Source organism: Mesorhizobium sp. WSM4809 (genome assembly GCF_055811655.1).
Map to the genome: position 1 here is coordinate 62787 of NZ_JBVVQW010000006.1, position 13914 is coordinate 76700.

The window sequence follows — 13914 nt, forward strand, 5'->3', positions numbered from 1 at the left end:
GGGAACTACTGCGCCCCGCGCGCCACGCGCTCGATCTCCTCGCGCACCAGCCTTTCCACCAGTGTCGGCAGATTGTTGTCCAGCCAATCCTGCAGCATCGGCCGCAGCATCTCTTCGGCCATCTCGTCGAATGTCTTCTTGCTGCGGCTGGCAAACGCATCGGAAAGCTCGCCAAAGGCAGCCGCGACCTGACGGCCGGTATGCTCGGAAACGATTGCCGGACGCGGCGCGTCGCTGGCCGCCACCGGCCGCACCACGCTTGCATCCGGACGAGACGGCTCGGGCCCGACGGCTACTTTCGCGGTCGGTTCGTCCCTTGGAGTCTCCACGGACGGCTGGGCAGCCGTCTTGCGTGCCTCGCTCCGGTCCGACACCGCCCTCGCCTGCTCACCGACCGCGGCGATCTCGCGACGCCAATCGGCGATGGAAGCGTCGGCGACAGGACGCGATCCCGGCGATTCAACCGTGATTGGCTCGGCGGCGACGCGGGCGCTAACTTCGGCAAGTGTCATCGATGGCTTTGCCGGGCTGGGATCGGGGCGCGCAGGCGTTTCCATGCGCGCGACCACCGGCTCGGCCGCCGGCAACTGTGCCTGGACTTCCGCCAGCGTCACCGGCTTCCTGCCTTCGGGGGCGGCATGCAGGTCGGCACGGAATGCTTCCACGTCAGGGGCCGCATAGGCGCTCGACGCGTGCTCCAGATCCTGGCTCAGCTCATCGGCGTCGCCCGGCTGCTTGCGGCCGCCGTCGCTGTCCTCGATGATCCGCCTGATGGAAGCCAGTATCTCTTCCATGGAAGGTTCGCGCTGTGCGCTGCTTGCCGTTGCCATCGTCACATCCGCCGCCTTTGTGACCCCTGTGGGTTTCCGCTCCGGCAGAGCCGGATCGAATCATGGCGACAGCGTAACCGACGGATCGCCGCACGAGAATCCCCAATCTGGGGACTTGTGGGATTTCAACAGATTAGCGCAATCTGAACCCGAGTGCGAAAGATCCTGCTCAAACGGGGAACACCGCCAGTCCTGGCCGAACGCCTCAGCGGCCGTCCGGCGTGCGCAGGCCGTACCACTTGTCCTTGACCGCGTTGTAATGCTCTTCAGGCTTGTACTTCGCTACCTGCAAGCCAAGGCGGTCGACGGACAGACGGCCGGTCGCCTGCAGGATGGCGTAGCTCGCCACCACCACATCATGTTCGTAACCGGCCTGGTTGATCTGGGCGGTGATGACCGTCGCCTGTGCGTTGAGGACGTCGAGCGTGGTGCGCTGGCCGACATTGCGTTCTTCGATGACACCGTTCAGTGCCAGCTTCGCGGCCTCGATCACTTGCCTGTTGGCCGTCAGCTGCTGCTGCGCGGCGGTATACTCGGTCCAGGCGGCGGTGACGGCCTGGCGCACCTGGTCGCGGCTGACGTCGACCTGGATGCGGGCCTGGCTGAGTGATTCCTTGTTCTGGCGCACGATCGCCGAGGTGCGGCCACCCGAATAGATCGGGATCGTCAGCGTTGCCCCGACACTGGCCGAATTGGTCGTGCCATCCTGCGAACCGACGCCTGGCAAAGGCGAGGTATTGCGATAGGCGCTCGAAACGCCGGCGGAAGCCGAGAGCTGCGGCAACAGCGCGCCTTCGGCCGACTTCACCGAAAACGCGGCGGCGTCGACCAGATGCTGCGTGGCAAGGATGGCCGGATGCTCGTTCGAGGCCACCCCGACGGCGGCGGCGAGGCTCGACGGCAACAGCTTTGCCACCGGCGAAGCGCCCTTGAGCTTGCCCGGCTCGTCGCCGACGATCTGGCGATAGAGCGCCGCACTTGCCAGCGCCTGCGCCCGGGCAGCACTCAGCGATGCCACCGCGGCGGCGCGTGAAGCGTCGGCCTGCGCGACATCGGTGCGCGTGCCTTCACCAACCTCGAAACGCGAACGCGCCGCGCGCGCCGTTTCGGTCAGGAACTGCAGGTTCTGCTCGGTCAGCACGGCGACCTGCCGGTCGCGAATCACGTTCATATAGGCCTGGGCCGCGCTGAACAGGATACCCTCTTCGGTGTTGCGCAGGCTTTCGACCGAAGCCCGAACCTGCGCTTCGGCGGCAGCGACATTGTTCCTGGTCTGAAAGCCGTCGAACAACGTCTGGTCGATCTGGACGCCAAAATTGCCGGTGGTCAGCCGCACGCTTGAATTGGTGCCGTTGAGATGGCTGCTCGAATAATCGATATTCGCCGAGCCGGTGACAACCGGACGGTAGCCCGACTTGGCGATGGCGACGCCCTCGTCGGTGACGCGAACGCCGGCGCGGGATGCATTCAGCGAAGAATTGTACTGGTAGGCCTTTGCAAGCGCGCCGGAGATGGTTTCGGCTGAAGCGGCCAGTGGGGACAGCATGGTCGCCGAAACGAGGACGGCGGTGAAAAGTGACTTGCGTAAAGACGGCACGGTTAAACCCTCATTCGTTTTCCATGGGAACCGCGCCGCGCCTGCTTCTCTCATAGATCAGCCGGCGCCGCGTGTTCGATGTTCCCTGCTGCTCACCCCAAAGTGCCCCCAGTTTGGCATCAGCAGCGATCGTTCAAATGCAAGCGACCATGACAAAGCCTCTGCTGCAAGGCCAAATCATTCAGAATTCGAAAGCACGAATGCGTTCAAACCCCGGTAGTGGCTTAATTGCCGCATTAAATGCCCGTCTTCCGGTTACAACCCCCCCGGCCTTGAAAAAGAGACGAGCCACGCCGGAATTGCCCTGCCCTTCGACGGCGACAAGGCGGCCGCCCTCGGCGAGCTGGTCCAGCAGCGTCACAGGGACTTCCGCGACGCTGCCGCCGACAAGGATGACGTCATAAGGCGCCTGGGCGGCATGCCCTTGCGGCAGCGCACCCTGGACGACGGTCACATTGCCGCAGCCCAGCGACGAAAGCGTCGATCTGGCGGTTTCCGCCAGCGCCGAATCACTCTCAAGCGCCACCACGGACCTGGCCAGCCGCGACAGGATGGCCGAGGCGTAGCCGGTTCCGCAACCGACATCGAGCGCCGAATCGGTCGGATTGATCTCGGCCAGTTGGATAAGCTTGGCCAACGGGGATGCTTCCATCAGGTAGCGTGCGCCGTCCGCGCCGGCGGCAATGCGGATGTCCTCGTCGATATAGGCGAGATCGCGCTGGGCGGCGCCGACAAACATCTCTCTTGGGATGACAAGCATTGCATCAAGCAGCGGCGCGCTGGTCACATCGGTGGTGCGGACCTGGCCGTCGACCATCTTGACGCGTAGTTCGGAGAAATCAGCGCTCATGTCCCAACCAATCCGCTTGCCGCGCCAGAACCGCGGTCCATTGTGTCAGGAACTTCAGGCCCCTGCGCTGCCGCGCGGGGGCCCGGGCATTGGAGGCCTCGCCCGGAATCGAACCGGGGTGCAAGGATTTGCAGTCCTCTGCGTAACCACTCCGCCACGAGGCCTCATTGCTCCCGGCGTTCCACCCGGTTCCAATAGGTTGCGGCGAAAATGCCGTCAAGCCGCCACCGTGCATTCCGAACGGTTTCCTCGCGTCAGTCCGGACGGCATCCGGCAAATCGTCGGACCGGGCCTGACCGCTCCATTAGCGGACAGTTAAGCATAGCCGCCCCGGAGAAGAAACTCATCGGCGGCCCGTGCGTTGGACAGGGCAGGAGGAAGAGCCATGCGCCGGACAATGGCCGCAAATACGAGTGCCTCGTCCGGCCTGTCCCTGCCACAATGCGGAGAGCTTCTGCACTGCGCCATCGACCGCCTGTCGATCGAAGGTGCGGACAGCCTGTCGCCGCACGACAGGGCAAGGCTTGCCTCGGCTGCGGCGATTCTCAAGCAGATCCGTGAGGCACTGGAAGAGCACGCCGCCAGCTGAACACCCACCTTGCGCTATCGGCGGTCAATCGGGCCGGCGACGCCGTTCCCACCAGACGACAAAGCGACGCCGGTGACGGCGAACCATGGCGAATTCATAGGACAGCACCAGCAGCCCGAGCGGAACCATCCAGAAGCCGAGGATCGGCAGGAAACCGAGGATACCGCCGATGGTCAGCAGGATGCCGATCGTGATTCTGAGCCCGCGCGAGCGCGGCATTTTGAACTCGCGCCCGAAAACGGAGATTTTCCGCGCCGGCATCTGGTTGTCTTGTGCTGTCATCGTCTCGAAAAATTGACCCGTTTGATTGTTCGCAAGCATGCTGGAACCAAAGCCGCCGCCGCGCTTTCGGTTCCATATCACTGCCAAGACGGCTAATATGAGGGCAACCGTCGACGATTGCGAGAAAGGCCTGCGCGAAAAAGCCTCGGAAAAATGTGAAAAGCTTCTTTGCAAAGCCGAAAAGGGCAGCTATAGGCTGCGCCACTCACATAAGAGCATCCGTTCCCCGGTAGCTCAGTGGTAGAGCAACCGGCTGTTAACCGGTTGGTCGCTGGTTCGAATCCGGCCCGGGGAGCCAAATTTTTCAAGGCCTTGAGACGGTCACGTCGCCCATAGGGGCTGATCTATGGCATGTCTGCAAAATCGCGATCAGCAGGTTGATTCTCAACTTGACCTGGCGCCGCTGTCCAGCGCTCTCGATGACGCCGCGGCATCGGGAAGGTTCGCGCGAGCAGGCATAAGGCCTTGCTGCGATCTCGGCGATCTCATCTCTTGTCGCCGTTCGGGTTGGGTGCCTCTCGCACATCTCGCGGTGGCGGGGCGACATGCTCAAGCTCTGGCGGGCCTTCTTTGTCCCGGCGTTGGACAGGTACCTTCTCCGGTGCGGGCTTCGATGGTGGCTCTTTGATCTTGCTTGGCATAATCGAGTTAACCGCCCTGCCGGTCTCTTGTTCCGTAGCGAGCAGAAAACCTGAATGCGTGGGGAACCGGGAACATCGAAGAGCGTTTTCTCGCATGCTGAAGAAGATCGCCCTCGCCGCCGTGCTGGTCCAGGTTGCCGCAGTTTCCGCTCTCATCACCCAGACGGTGCTCTTCGCGTCCACGGCCACACAGGCCGCCAACGCGCAGCCCGATGACGCAGTTGCTGTGACCGCCGAGAACGAACGGGACAAGCCGGCGCAGCCTATTGTTGCCGGCCAATGCCCAACGCGGCTTGTGGCGAGCAAGGTCTTCACGGGGAACCTGATTACGGCGCAACAATAGCTCGCCATCGATGCCGGCCATCCGTCGATCCCCCCAATTTAAGTCAGGGCGATGTGCTTGAAAGCGCAATGATTCCTGTTACTTGCGGCGCAGGGCGAGTGCGTTTGGGTTGGGCAAGAATTGGTATGATTTCATCGAATATGGAATGCCCGCGCTGTCATGGCAGCGGCAGGGTTTTCGACTGCTCCAAGTGGTATGCGTCAAACGGGCACTGCTGCCCGCATGGAACCCATCGGGGCGGCTGCCCCGGAAAGACGGGCGCCTGCGCGGAATGCGACGGCCTTGGGACGATGGCGGAGCCTCCGCTGAGAGCCGTGGCGTAATCTGCGAGAGCGGCCCACGCCGCTGATGACGGCGCGGAGGCGCCCGAACGAGCATATCTTACTCTGTTGGTGTTTCTACGGGTGGTGCGGTCAGAACCGTGATGTCCATCCTGGCGATCTTGGATGCCGCGCGGCCTTGCGCGCCAGCATCCATATCGCCGCCTGCGGCAACCATGATTTTGGCCAGATGTCCTACGGCGTCCGCGCTGCGGCCCGGCGAAAATCCTTCGCCGGCTTGCGGCTTCCCCACTGCCGTTTGTTTTTCCGGGACATGCGGATGTTGACTTGCGATAGCGGAAACCATTGAACCTCCTGTGGCGACGCTTCGAACATTATATTAGCGTTGACTGTTGCGAGGCTGACCTAGCCAGTCGCCAAAAACCGCACCAGGGAGTTCGAACAAACGATCGAGCCGCCCCACTACAAGGTGAGCTGGTACGGCAGTTCACCTTGTAGCGGATGTGAACGACGACCATGCAGCGGGCCATCCTGGCAGCGCCGCCCCTATCAAGGCTAAGCGGTGACCCCACCGCGACCTGACCTTGTGCCGTCCATCCAAGGAAATTGAGCAAGCGGTTCCTGCAGGATCTTGACGGATCTTGCGAAGCCGGCGACGGCATCGCGCGCCACCGTCAGCGGAACCTGGCCGTCGTGAGCACGCTGGCAGGCTCGAAAGGCCGTTTCGAAAATCGGACCCCGCCGTTCCCTTGGCCACTCGTCAAAGAAGTCGAACGCGTCGTCGAGGCAGCCTATTTCTTGAATGAACCCACCATTCTTGACCAGGACCGGTTGGTCGAACGTCCTGTCACTCATGTAATCCTCCATTCGGCACGGTGGGTTGTTGCTGGTTCGGGAAATCATGCGATTGCATGCTCCGGCTCGGCCAACATGCCGCCACCTCCACGCCCGGGCGGCACCGTTGCAAAGGCCGGGATTGGCGGCGGATCATCGTCGTCATCTCGCCAGGGGTGCCGCATCCAACCGAGACGGCTCTTCCTGCGGCGCCGGTCGAAAGACAGGCTGACGCTTGGCGACACCTTTGAAACACGCGTTTCCCGCCCGGATTCGTCCAGGAGGTGGAGCGCGCGAAGTATGTCGCTGACTTCCACGATGGCGCCGTTGTCCAATTGCCGCAACGCGGGATTGTCAGGAACCGCATGAATGTCGGAAGCCCAGAAAGCGAGCAAAGCCCGCTTTGCACCGATCGTCATCGTCTCCTCGTTCAGAACATCATCCGGCGTCCGCAACCCAGCGGGTTCCGCGGCAGAATTTTTCGGTTCGGGTTGGTGAAAACTGTAGGTTTCGGTTCTCATCTCCATTCTCCGCGATCTGTGCCTCCCGGCCGAACCGGGAGGCGGACCGTAGATCTAGGTTCCAGGGAATCAGGCGACCTCGCGTTGGGGCTCCGCATCCGAATCGATCGCCTGCGTCCTGTCGGGTCGCTTGAGCGAAACCGCTTTGGCTTCGGACCCTATCTCAATGCGCCGAGGCTTGAGTTCCTCGGGCACTTCGCGGATCAGGTCCACCGACAGCAAGCCATTCTCGAGGTTGGCCGCCTTGACCTTTACGTGGTCGGCAAGCTTGAACACCTGCTTGAAGTTGCCCGTCGCCAAGCCGCGATGAAGGACCTCCCGATTTTCCTGGTCGGGTTTCCTTTGGCCGATGACAGACAATTCGGGGCCGTTCTGCATGAGTTCGACCTCATCGAGAGCGAAGCCGGCGATAGCCATCGTAATGCGATAGTCGTGCTCGCCAATCTTCTCGATATTGTAGGGAGGCCAGTCAGAGCGCACGCTTTTTTCGAGCATATCGAAGAGACGGTCGAAGCCGACCGTTGTGCGGTAAAGAGGGGTATAATCAAAGCTTCTCATAGCCATATCCTCCGTGAAGCAACATGGGTTACGAGGCTGTCGCAGCGCCGCTGCGACGCCAGTATGTCGAGCCGAAGCCTCGACGGAAACGATCTGGTAATCGTGGTTTTTTCCGTCAAGAGGGGCGTAAAAAATTTTCTGGCCGGCAGGCAGGTGCCCAAGGCGCTGCCTTGCGTGCTGCTGGCCGCTGCGCGATGTTGACGCCAGGGGTGGAGCGAATCATGCGAAAGATTTTGATGTCCGGACTACTGCTCGCGGTGGCCTTTTCCGCGAACCCGGCCCACGCGCTGGACAGCAGCGGCACGCCTGTGGTCGTGACCCCTCTTGCGTCGCGCACGACGACCGCGTCCGGCCAACCGATCACGTTGCCGCAGAAGAACGTGCAGGTGCTGGTCTCGACCTACGACATCGCGTCGGGCGCGACCTTGCCGGTCCACAGGCACCCCTTCCCGCGCTATGCGTATGTCCAAGCCGGCACGCTGAAGGTCACCAATGTCGAGACCGGCATCAGCAACACCTACAAGGCTGGCGATTTCATCATCGAAATGATCGGCCAGTGGCATCAGGCCACCAATATCGGGGATGTCGAGGTGAAGCTTCTGGTGATCGATCAGGTCGAGCAAGGCGCCAAGAATACGGAATTGCGCCAATAGCCGCCAAGTCTGTGGGCGAAGGCGGAAGGCTGTTCCCGCTTTCGCTGCGACCGGCCCGGTGCTAGGGCTGGCGAAAATCATGGACTGGATCTGCCCTTGACCAAAGCTCTCCGCCTGCCGCTGATCGAAATCTGTGTCGAAGGCATTGACGGCCTTCTCGCGGCGCAAGCCGCCGGCGCCGACCGGATCGAACTATGCGCCAGCCTCATCGAAGGCGGTATCACGCCGAGCCTCGGCACGGTCCGCGCCGCCCTCGAGCAGGCAAGTGTGCCGTTTCACGTCATGGTGCGGCCGCGCGGCGGCGATTTTCTCTACAGTGAGACCGAATACGCCTCGATGCTGGCCGATGTCTCGGCATTGCGCGAACTCGGCGTGCCCGGCGTGGTGTTTGGCTGCCTGAACGCCGATGGCACCATGGACGAGGCGCGCATGAGCGAACTGACGCAGGCGGCCGGCCCCTTGAACGTCACCTGTCATCGCGCCTTCGACATGACGCGCGACCCGGCCGAGGCGCTCGAATCGCTGATCCGCAGCAAGGTCGGCCGCGTGCTGACCAGCGGCCAGCGTGACACTGCTATCGAAGGCTTGCCGCTGTTGGCGGATCTGGTGCGGCAGGCCGGCGAGCGCATCGTCATCCTCGGCTGCGGCGGACTGGATTTGCACAACATTGCCGAAGTGCGCAGCAAAACCGGCCTGTCCGAAATGCATTTTGCCGCCCTCAAGGATGTGCCGAGTGCCATGGACTACCGCAATCCCCATGTCGGCATGGGTGGTTCCGATCTCGATCGCGAATACCGCAACACGCTCACCGACACACCGCTGGTGGCGGCAACGATCGCGGCAGCCAAGGCATGACCTCGACCCCTGCCCCGATAGCCCGTGTATCGGCCGCAGACGAAGCGGCGATCCTGGCGCTCAACAACGAGCATGCCGCAGAACTGTCGTGGCTGGAGGCTGAGCGGCTGTCCTTCCTGCTTGGCGAAGCGTTTTACACCAGGCGCATCGGCGATCTCGAAGCCTTCATCATGACCTTCGACCAGGACGCCCGCTACGACAGCCCGAATTTCCTCTGGTTTCGCGAACGCTACGAGCGCTTCGTCTATGTCGACCGCGTTGTCGTGGCGGCGCACGCGCGCGGCCGCGGCCATGCCCGCCGGCTCTATCAGGATCTGTTCGGCCATGTTGAGCGCGCCGGCTACAATCTGGTCACCTGCGAAGTCAACACCGACCCGCCGAACCCTGCCTCGGATGCCTTTCACGCCGCCCTTGGCTTCACTGAGGCCGGCGACGCAGTGATCCATGGCGGTAAGAAAGCAGTGCGCTATTACGTCAGATCGCTGCAGGCATAGAGAGGGCGGGCGCGCCGCAAGACGGCCTGAACGCCCTGTTGCTCACCAGTTGCGGTTGAGCCATTCGCGCGCCGGGCGCTCGATGAGGTAGTAGCTGCAGGCCGCACAAGCGAAGACTGCGGCCAGCATCGGCATCGGCATGACGCCTTGCTCATAGACGAATTTGTAGAACGGCTGCTGCCACAGATAGAGCGAGTACGACCACAGACCCAGCGTCGCCATCGGCCAGGAGGACAGCAATCCGGAAATATACCGTGGGCTGAAATCGAGTGCGTTGACGGCCAGAGCCAGCAGCGGCACCGCGAAGAGATAGTGGATCGGCGTCGGCACCTGATCCAGGAACAGGACAACGGCACAGAACGTCGCCACCAGGGCCACATGCTTGCCTCTCAAAAACGCCGGCAGCATGCCGTCGGCCTTCAGCAGGCAGATCGAAGCCGACAGCAGGATCGACGCGATGTGCACGTCGGTGCGCCAATAGGTGGTTTCGTAGTCCATCCCGAAGACCCAGTACGAAACCGCGCCATTGGCCATGGCCAGCAAGGCCAGCGCCAGGAGCAGCACGACCACGCGAGAGCGACTTGAGACGATGACGCTGATCAGCGCCAGGATGATGTAGGCGTGCTCCTCGATGCAGAGCGACCAGATATGGTCGAGCGCCCCTGCCCGCGTCACGAGAATGCCGGCATAGTTGTAGGTGAATGTCAGCGCCGTCAGCGCCGCCTTCCATTTGAAGGCGATGAATGTGCCGGACAGCGCAATCATCGCGACGACTACGAAGACCAAAAGAGCCGGATAGATGCGGGAGAAGCGGCGTTTGAAGAATTTTTTCAGCGGGTAGCGTTCGATGAACAGGATCTCGCCCATCAGCCGGCCGCTGAGCACGAAGAAGAATTCGACGCCCAGCACACCCAGATTGATTCCCGGAACCGGAAAGAAATGGCCGATCAGCACCAGTGCGATCGAAAGCCCGCGCCAGCCGTCGAGATAGGCCAGTCTTGTTCTGGTTGATCTGTCGGCGGCGGATCGGGACGGAACGACATGCGTCGCGGAAATGTCGGTCATGCCGATCCTCTCGCAAATAGGCATGCGAAAGGGCACGATATTTCGAACCCGGCTCGCATTCCCGCCCAAAACCATATTGCAGTGCAATATGGATTTGTGCAAGTGCGAGATTGCCGCCGGTGCAGTTCCAGGTGAAGTCTCGGCGAGACAAAATTGCTCAGGCAAACGATTGGTGCGGGGGCGATTCCATCAAAGTTTGGACAACTACAGGTCGCCACAAACGGAAAAGGGGCGCATGACCCCTTCTCCCTGTCCGCAACTGATCGTATCAGGCGTTGGCGGCAGCCACCGCGCGCTTGGCCATCACCGCGATCAGATTGGCGCGATAATCGGCCGAGGCATGAATGTCGGTCATCAAATTCTTCGCCGGCACTTTCACCCCTTCCAATGCCGAGGACGCGAAGTTCCCGGCTAATGCTGCCTCAATCTCCTTCGAGCGGAAGACGCCGTCATCGCCGGCACCGGTGACTGCGACGCTGACGCCATCCTTGCCCTTGGCCACGAACACGCCGACGATGGCGTAGCGCGATGCCGGATTGCGGAATTTTTCATAGGCCGCCTTGCCCGGCGCGGTGAAGGTGACGGCGGTGACGATCTCGCCATCCTTCAACGAGGTCTCGAACAGGCCCTTGAAGAACTTGTCGGCAGCGATCTCGCGCTTGTTGGTGACGATGGTCGCGCCCAGCGCCAGCAGCGCCGCCGGATAATCGGCCGCCGGATCGTTGTTGGCGATCGAGCCGCCGATCGTTCCCTTGTGGCGCACCGCCGGATCACCGATCAGCGATGCCAGATGGGAAAGCGCCGGACAGACCTTCTTCAGCTTCTCGTCATTGGCAACAGCATTATGCGTGGTGGCAGCGCCGATGGTGACGGTCTTGCCCGACACCGTGACGCCCTGCAGCTCCGTGATCCGCGACAGGTCGACAAGGTCGGACGGCGCGGCAAGCCGCGTCTTCATCGCCGGGATCAGCGTCATACCGCCCGAAAGCAGCTTGGCGTCGCCGGTCTTGATCAGCTTGGCGGCATCGGCGACCGAGGCGGCGCGATGATAGTTGACTGCGTACATTTGTCTTTCTCCCCTGGGTGAAAGAGCGAGCAGGAAGTAGCGAACATTCTCTTCCCTATTCGCTACCCCTATTCGCCATTCGCGTTCAATGTTTCGTCGCGCGGATCGCGGCCCACACGGTGGACGGCGAAGCCGGCATGGCAAGATCGTTGCTGCCGATGGCGTCGGTGATAGCGTTGATCACCGCCGGCGGCGAGCCGATCGCGCCGGCCTCGCCGCAACCCTTGATCCCCAACGGATTGCCCGGGCAAGGCGTGTTCGAGGTCGAGACCTTGAACGACGGCAGATCGTCGGCGCGCGGCATGGTGTAGTCCATGTAGCTCGCGGTCAGCAATTGTCCGCTGTTGTCGTAATGGGCGCCTTCGAGCAGTGCCTGGCCAATGCCTTGCGCCAGCCCGCCATGCACCTGGCCCTCGACGATCATCGGATTGATGATGTTGCCGAAATCGTCGGCGGCGACGAACTGGACGATCTCGGTCACGCCGGTTTCCGGGTCGACCTCGACCTCGCAGATATAGCAGCCCGCCGGGAAGGTGAAATTCGACGGATCGTAGAACGCCGTCTCCTTCAGCCCGGGCTCCATGCCATCAGGCAGGTTGTGGGCAGTGTAGGCGGCCAGCGCCATCTGGAACCACGGCACGTTCTTGTCGGTGCCGGCCACCTTCAGCGCGCCGTTCTCGATGATGATGTCGCCTTCGTCGGCCTCAAGCAGGTGCGCCGCGATCTTCTTGGCCTTGGCCTCGACCTTGTCGAGCGCCTTAACGATGGCTGACATGCCGACCGCACCCGAACGCGAGCCATAGGTGCCCATGCCCATCTGCACCTTGTCGGTATCGCCATGGACGATCGAGACCGAATCGAGCGGCACGCCGAAGCGCTCATTGACCAGTTGCGCGAAGGTCGTCTCATGGCCCTGGCCGTGGCTGTGGGAGCCGGTCAGCACCTCGATCGTGCCGACCGCGTTGACGCGCACTTCCGCCGATTCCCAAAGGCCGACACCGGCGCCGAGCGAGCCGACAGCCGCAGACGGCGCGATGCCGCAGGCCTCGATGTAGCAGCTCATGCCGATGCCGCGCAGCAACCCCTTGTTGGCGGCGGCGGCCTTGCGCTTGGCGAAGCCGGCATAGTCCGACGCCTGCATTGCCGCATCGAGCGAAGCGGCATAGTCGCCGGCGTCATAGCACATGATGACCGGCGTCTGATGCGGAAACGCTGTGACGAAGTTCTTGCGCCGCAGCTCGGCCGGCGAAACGCCGAACTGGCGGGCCGCCGTCTCCATCATGCGCTCCATGACGAAGGTCGCTTCCGGCCGCCCTGCCCCGCGATAGGCATCGACGGGCGCGGTGTTGGTGTAGATCGCCTTCACATTGGCGTGGATGGCCGGGATGTTGTACTGGCCCGACAGCAGCGTCGCATAGAGATAGGTCGGCGTCGCCGATGAGAACAGCGACATATAGGCGCCGAGATTGGCCTGGGTTTCCACCTTCAGGCCGAGGATCCTGTGGTCCTTGTCGAAGGCCATTTCAGCATGGGTGTGATGGTCGCGGCCATGCGCGTCGGTCAGAAAACTCTCGGTCCGGTCGGCCACCCATTTGACCGGCACGCCGGTCTTCTTCGACGCCCACAGGCAGACGATCTCTTCGGGATAGATGTAGATCTTCGAGCCGAAGCCGCCGCCGACATCGGGCGCGATCACGCGCAGCTTGTTTTCCGGCGCGACATTGTAGAAGGCGCTCATCACCAGCCGTGCCACATGCGGGTTCTGCGAGGTCGTCCAGCAAGTATAGTGATCCTCGGCCTTGTCGTAATGGCCAAGTGCGGCGCGCGGCTCCATGGCGTTGGGCACCAGCCGGTTGTTGATGATGTCCATCTTGACGACATGGGCCGCCTTCCCGAAGGCTGCCGCGGTGTCGTCGGCATTGCCGATGTCCCAGTCGAAGATCAGATTGTTGTCCGCCTCGGGGTGGATCTGCGGCGCACCCTTGTCCATCGCCTTGGAGGCGTCGACGACGGCCTTCAGCTCCTTGTAGGTGATCTCGACCGCCTCGGCGGCATCACGCGCCTGCCCCTTGGTCTCGGCGACGACGATGACGACGGCGTCGCCGACATAACGGACCCGGTCGAAGGCGAGTGGCGACCACGCTCCCATCTTCATCGGCGAGCCGTCCTTGGAGTGGATCATCCAACCGCAGATGAGATTGCCGATGCCGTCGGCCTTGAGTTCCTTGCCGGTCAGCACGCCGATGACGCCGGGCATGCCTTGGGCCTTCTTCACATCGATCTTCTTGATCTGCGCATGCGCGTGCGGACTGCGCACAAAGGCGGCGTGCTTCATGCCGGGAACCACCATGTCGTCGACATAGCGGCCGGCGCCCGTGATGAACCGTTTGTCTTCCTTGCGCGCGACCCGAGCGCCTACACCTTCAATGCCCATCAGAAATTCCTCCGGAATTTA

16 protein-coding genes and 2 tRNA genes are annotated in these 13914 nt (G+C 62.3%); 6 read left to right on the forward strand and 12 right to left on the reverse strand.

Annotated features, from left to right (window positions below):
• Positions 1-5 precede the first annotated feature (5 nt).
• From AC0L24_RS16860 to AC0L24_RS16875, 4 genes are all read right to left on the reverse strand, one after another.
• On the reverse strand, positions 6-830 hold the full coding sequence (locus tag AC0L24_RS16860; protein WP_127397634.1) for a PopZ family protein: 825 nt from the start codon (positions 828-830) through the stop codon (positions 6-8).
• 205 nt (positions 831-1035) lie between these two features.
• Positions 1036-2427, reverse strand: a complete 1392-nt coding sequence (locus AC0L24_RS16865) for a TolC family outer membrane protein (RefSeq protein WP_127322716.1) — start codon at positions 2425-2427, stop codon at positions 1036-1038.
• Between the two features lie 181 nt (positions 2428-2608).
• A complete protein-coding gene (locus AC0L24_RS16870; RefSeq protein ID WP_127267806.1) occupies positions 2609-3277 on the reverse strand; it encodes a protein-L-isoaspartate O-methyltransferase family protein in 669 nt (222 codons plus the stop codon).
• A 90-nt stretch (positions 3278-3367) separates the two neighbouring features.
• Positions 3368-3441 (reverse strand) — tRNA-Cys (locus AC0L24_RS16875).
• A gap of 221 nt (positions 3442-3662) precedes the next feature.
• Between AC0L24_RS16875 and AC0L24_RS16880 the strand changes: the two genes are divergently transcribed.
• Complete coding sequence (locus tag AC0L24_RS16880; RefSeq protein ID WP_128289036.1) at positions 3663-3866, forward strand: hypothetical protein; 204 nt, start codon at positions 3663-3665, stop codon at positions 3864-3866.
• Between the two features lie 24 nt (positions 3867-3890).
• Here AC0L24_RS16880 and AC0L24_RS16885 read toward each other — a convergent pair whose 3' ends face one another.
• Entirely contained in the window at positions 3891-4148 is a 258-nt protein-coding gene (locus AC0L24_RS16885; protein ID WP_024503836.1) for a hypothetical protein, read from the reverse strand.
• Positions 4149-4371: 223 nt separating this feature from the next.
• On the opposite strand from AC0L24_RS16885, the gene AC0L24_RS16890 reads away from it, so the two are divergent.
• Both AC0L24_RS16890 and AC0L24_RS16895 read left to right on the forward strand, forming a co-directional pair.
• Positions 4372-4446, forward strand: a tRNA-Asn gene (locus AC0L24_RS16890).
• A 437-nt stretch (positions 4447-4883) separates the two neighbouring features.
• Positions 4884-5132 (forward strand): hypothetical protein, encoded by a 249-nt coding sequence (locus tag AC0L24_RS16895; RefSeq protein ID WP_127272210.1) that lies wholly within the window; start codon positions 4884-4886, stop codon positions 5130-5132.
• Positions 5133-5513: 381 nt separating this feature from the next.
• Here AC0L24_RS16895 and AC0L24_RS16900 read toward each other — a convergent pair whose 3' ends face one another.
• From AC0L24_RS16900 to AC0L24_RS16915, 4 genes are all read right to left on the reverse strand, one after another.
• Positions 5514-5759 (reverse strand): hypothetical protein, encoded by a 246-nt coding sequence (locus tag AC0L24_RS16900; RefSeq protein WP_127397527.1) that lies wholly within the window; start codon positions 5757-5759, stop codon positions 5514-5516.
• Positions 5760-5968: 209 nt separating this feature from the next.
• Positions 5969-6268: a DUF982 domain-containing protein gene (locus tag AC0L24_RS16905; RefSeq protein WP_127397526.1), complete on the reverse strand. Its 300-nt coding sequence runs from the start codon at positions 6266-6268 to the stop codon at positions 5969-5971.
• Positions 6269-6312: 44 nt separating this feature from the next.
• Complete coding sequence (locus AC0L24_RS16910) at positions 6313-6666, reverse strand: hypothetical protein (RefSeq protein WP_473563987.1); 354 nt, start codon at positions 6664-6666, stop codon at positions 6313-6315.
• Between the two features lie 171 nt (positions 6667-6837).
• Positions 6838-7326 carry an Hsp20 family protein gene (locus tag AC0L24_RS16915; protein ID WP_127397528.1) on the reverse strand — a complete coding sequence of 163 codons (489 nt, stop codon included), beginning with the start codon at positions 7324-7326 and terminating at the stop codon, positions 6838-6840.
• Positions 7327-7547: 221 nt separating this feature from the next.
• On the opposite strand from AC0L24_RS16915, the gene AC0L24_RS16920 reads away from it, so the two are divergent.
• The 3 genes from AC0L24_RS16920 (at position 7548) to AC0L24_RS16930 (ending at position 9328) form a co-directional block, all read left to right on the forward strand.
• Positions 7548-7979 (forward strand): cupin domain-containing protein, encoded by a 432-nt coding sequence (locus AC0L24_RS16920; RefSeq protein WP_127322303.1) that lies wholly within the window; start codon positions 7548-7550, stop codon positions 7977-7979.
• 96 nt (positions 7980-8075) lie between these two features.
• Positions 8076-8834: a copper homeostasis protein CutC gene (locus AC0L24_RS16925; RefSeq protein ID WP_245481722.1), complete on the forward strand. Its 759-nt coding sequence runs from the start codon at positions 8076-8078 to the stop codon at positions 8832-8834.
• The gene (locus AC0L24_RS16930) at positions 8831-9328 is read left to right on the forward strand and encodes a GNAT family N-acetyltransferase (RefSeq protein WP_127810251.1); all 498 of its coding nucleotides are present in this window, start codon (positions 8831-8833) and stop codon (positions 9326-9328) included. Before AC0L24_RS16925 ends, AC0L24_RS16930 begins: the two co-directional genes overlap by 4 nt.
• Before the next feature lie 42 nt (positions 9329-9370).
• On the opposite strand, the gene AC0L24_RS16935 is transcribed toward AC0L24_RS16930, so the two are convergent.
• The 3 genes from AC0L24_RS16935 to AC0L24_RS16945 form a co-directional block, all read right to left on the reverse strand.
• Entirely contained in the window at positions 9371-10393 is a 1023-nt protein-coding gene (locus AC0L24_RS16935; protein ID WP_127268337.1) for an acyltransferase family protein, read from the reverse strand.
• A 268-nt stretch (positions 10394-10661) separates the two neighbouring features.
• On the reverse strand, positions 10662-11459 hold the full coding sequence (locus AC0L24_RS16940; protein WP_127810250.1) for an FAD binding domain-containing protein: 798 nt from the start codon (positions 11457-11459) through the stop codon (positions 10662-10664).
• A gap of 85 nt (positions 11460-11544) precedes the next feature.
• The gene (locus AC0L24_RS16945; RefSeq protein ID WP_473563988.1) at positions 11545-13893 is read right to left on the reverse strand and encodes a xanthine dehydrogenase family protein molybdopterin-binding subunit; all 2349 of its coding nucleotides are present in this window, start codon (positions 13891-13893) and stop codon (positions 11545-11547) included.
• Positions 13894-13914 lie beyond the last annotated feature (21 nt).

What these genes read in the sequence shown, in the direction of transcription:
- AC0L24_RS16905 (WP_127397526.1), bottom strand. Translation starts at nt 6,268, where the DNA reads ATGAGTGACAGGACGTTCGACCAACCGGTCCTGGTCAAGAATGGTGGG.
- AC0L24_RS16910 (WP_473563987.1), bottom strand. Translation starts at nt 6,666, where the DNA reads ATGACGATCGGTGCAAAGCGGGCTTTGCTCGCTTTCTGGGCTTCCGAC.
- AC0L24_RS16900 (WP_127397527.1), bottom strand. Translation starts at nt 5,759, where the DNA reads ATGGTTTCCGCTATCGCAAGTCAACATCCGCATGTCCCGGAAAAACAA.
- AC0L24_RS16915 (WP_127397528.1), bottom strand. Translation starts at nt 7,326, where the DNA reads ATGAGAAGCTTTGATTATACCCCTCTTTACCGCACAACGGTCGGCTTC.
- AC0L24_RS16870 (WP_127267806.1), bottom strand. Translation starts at nt 3,277, where the DNA reads ATGAGCGCTGATTTCTCCGAACTACGCGTCAAGATGGTCGACGGCCAG.
- AC0L24_RS16930 (WP_127810251.1), top strand. Translation starts at nt 8,831, where the DNA reads ATGACCTCGACCCCTGCCCCGATAGCCCGTGTATCGGCCGCAGACGAA.
- AC0L24_RS16895 (WP_127272210.1), top strand. Translation starts at nt 4,884, where the DNA reads ATGCTGAAGAAGATCGCCCTCGCCGCCGTGCTGGTCCAGGTTGCCGCA.
- AC0L24_RS16940 (WP_127810250.1), bottom strand. Translation starts at nt 11,459, where the DNA reads ATGTACGCAGTCAACTATCATCGCGCCGCCTCGGTCGCCGATGCCGCC.
- AC0L24_RS16860 (WP_127397634.1), bottom strand. Translation starts at nt 830, where the DNA reads ATGGCAACGGCAAGCAGCGCACAGCGCGAACCTTCCATGGAAGAGATA.
- AC0L24_RS16935 (WP_127268337.1), bottom strand. Translation starts at nt 10,393, where the DNA reads ATGACCGACATTTCCGCGACGCATGTCGTTCCGTCCCGATCCGCCGCC.
- AC0L24_RS16920 (WP_127322303.1), top strand. Translation starts at nt 7,548, where the DNA reads ATGCGAAAGATTTTGATGTCCGGACTACTGCTCGCGGTGGCCTTTTCC.
- AC0L24_RS16885 (WP_024503836.1), bottom strand. Translation starts at nt 4,148, where the DNA reads ATGACAGCACAAGACAACCAGATGCCGGCGCGGAAAATCTCCGTTTTC.
- AC0L24_RS16880 (WP_128289036.1), top strand. Translation starts at nt 3,663, where the DNA reads ATGCGCCGGACAATGGCCGCAAATACGAGTGCCTCGTCCGGCCTGTCC.
- AC0L24_RS16945 (WP_473563988.1), bottom strand. Translation starts at nt 13,893, where the DNA reads ATGGGCATTGAAGGTGTAGGCGCTCGGGTCGCGCGCAAGGAAGACAAA.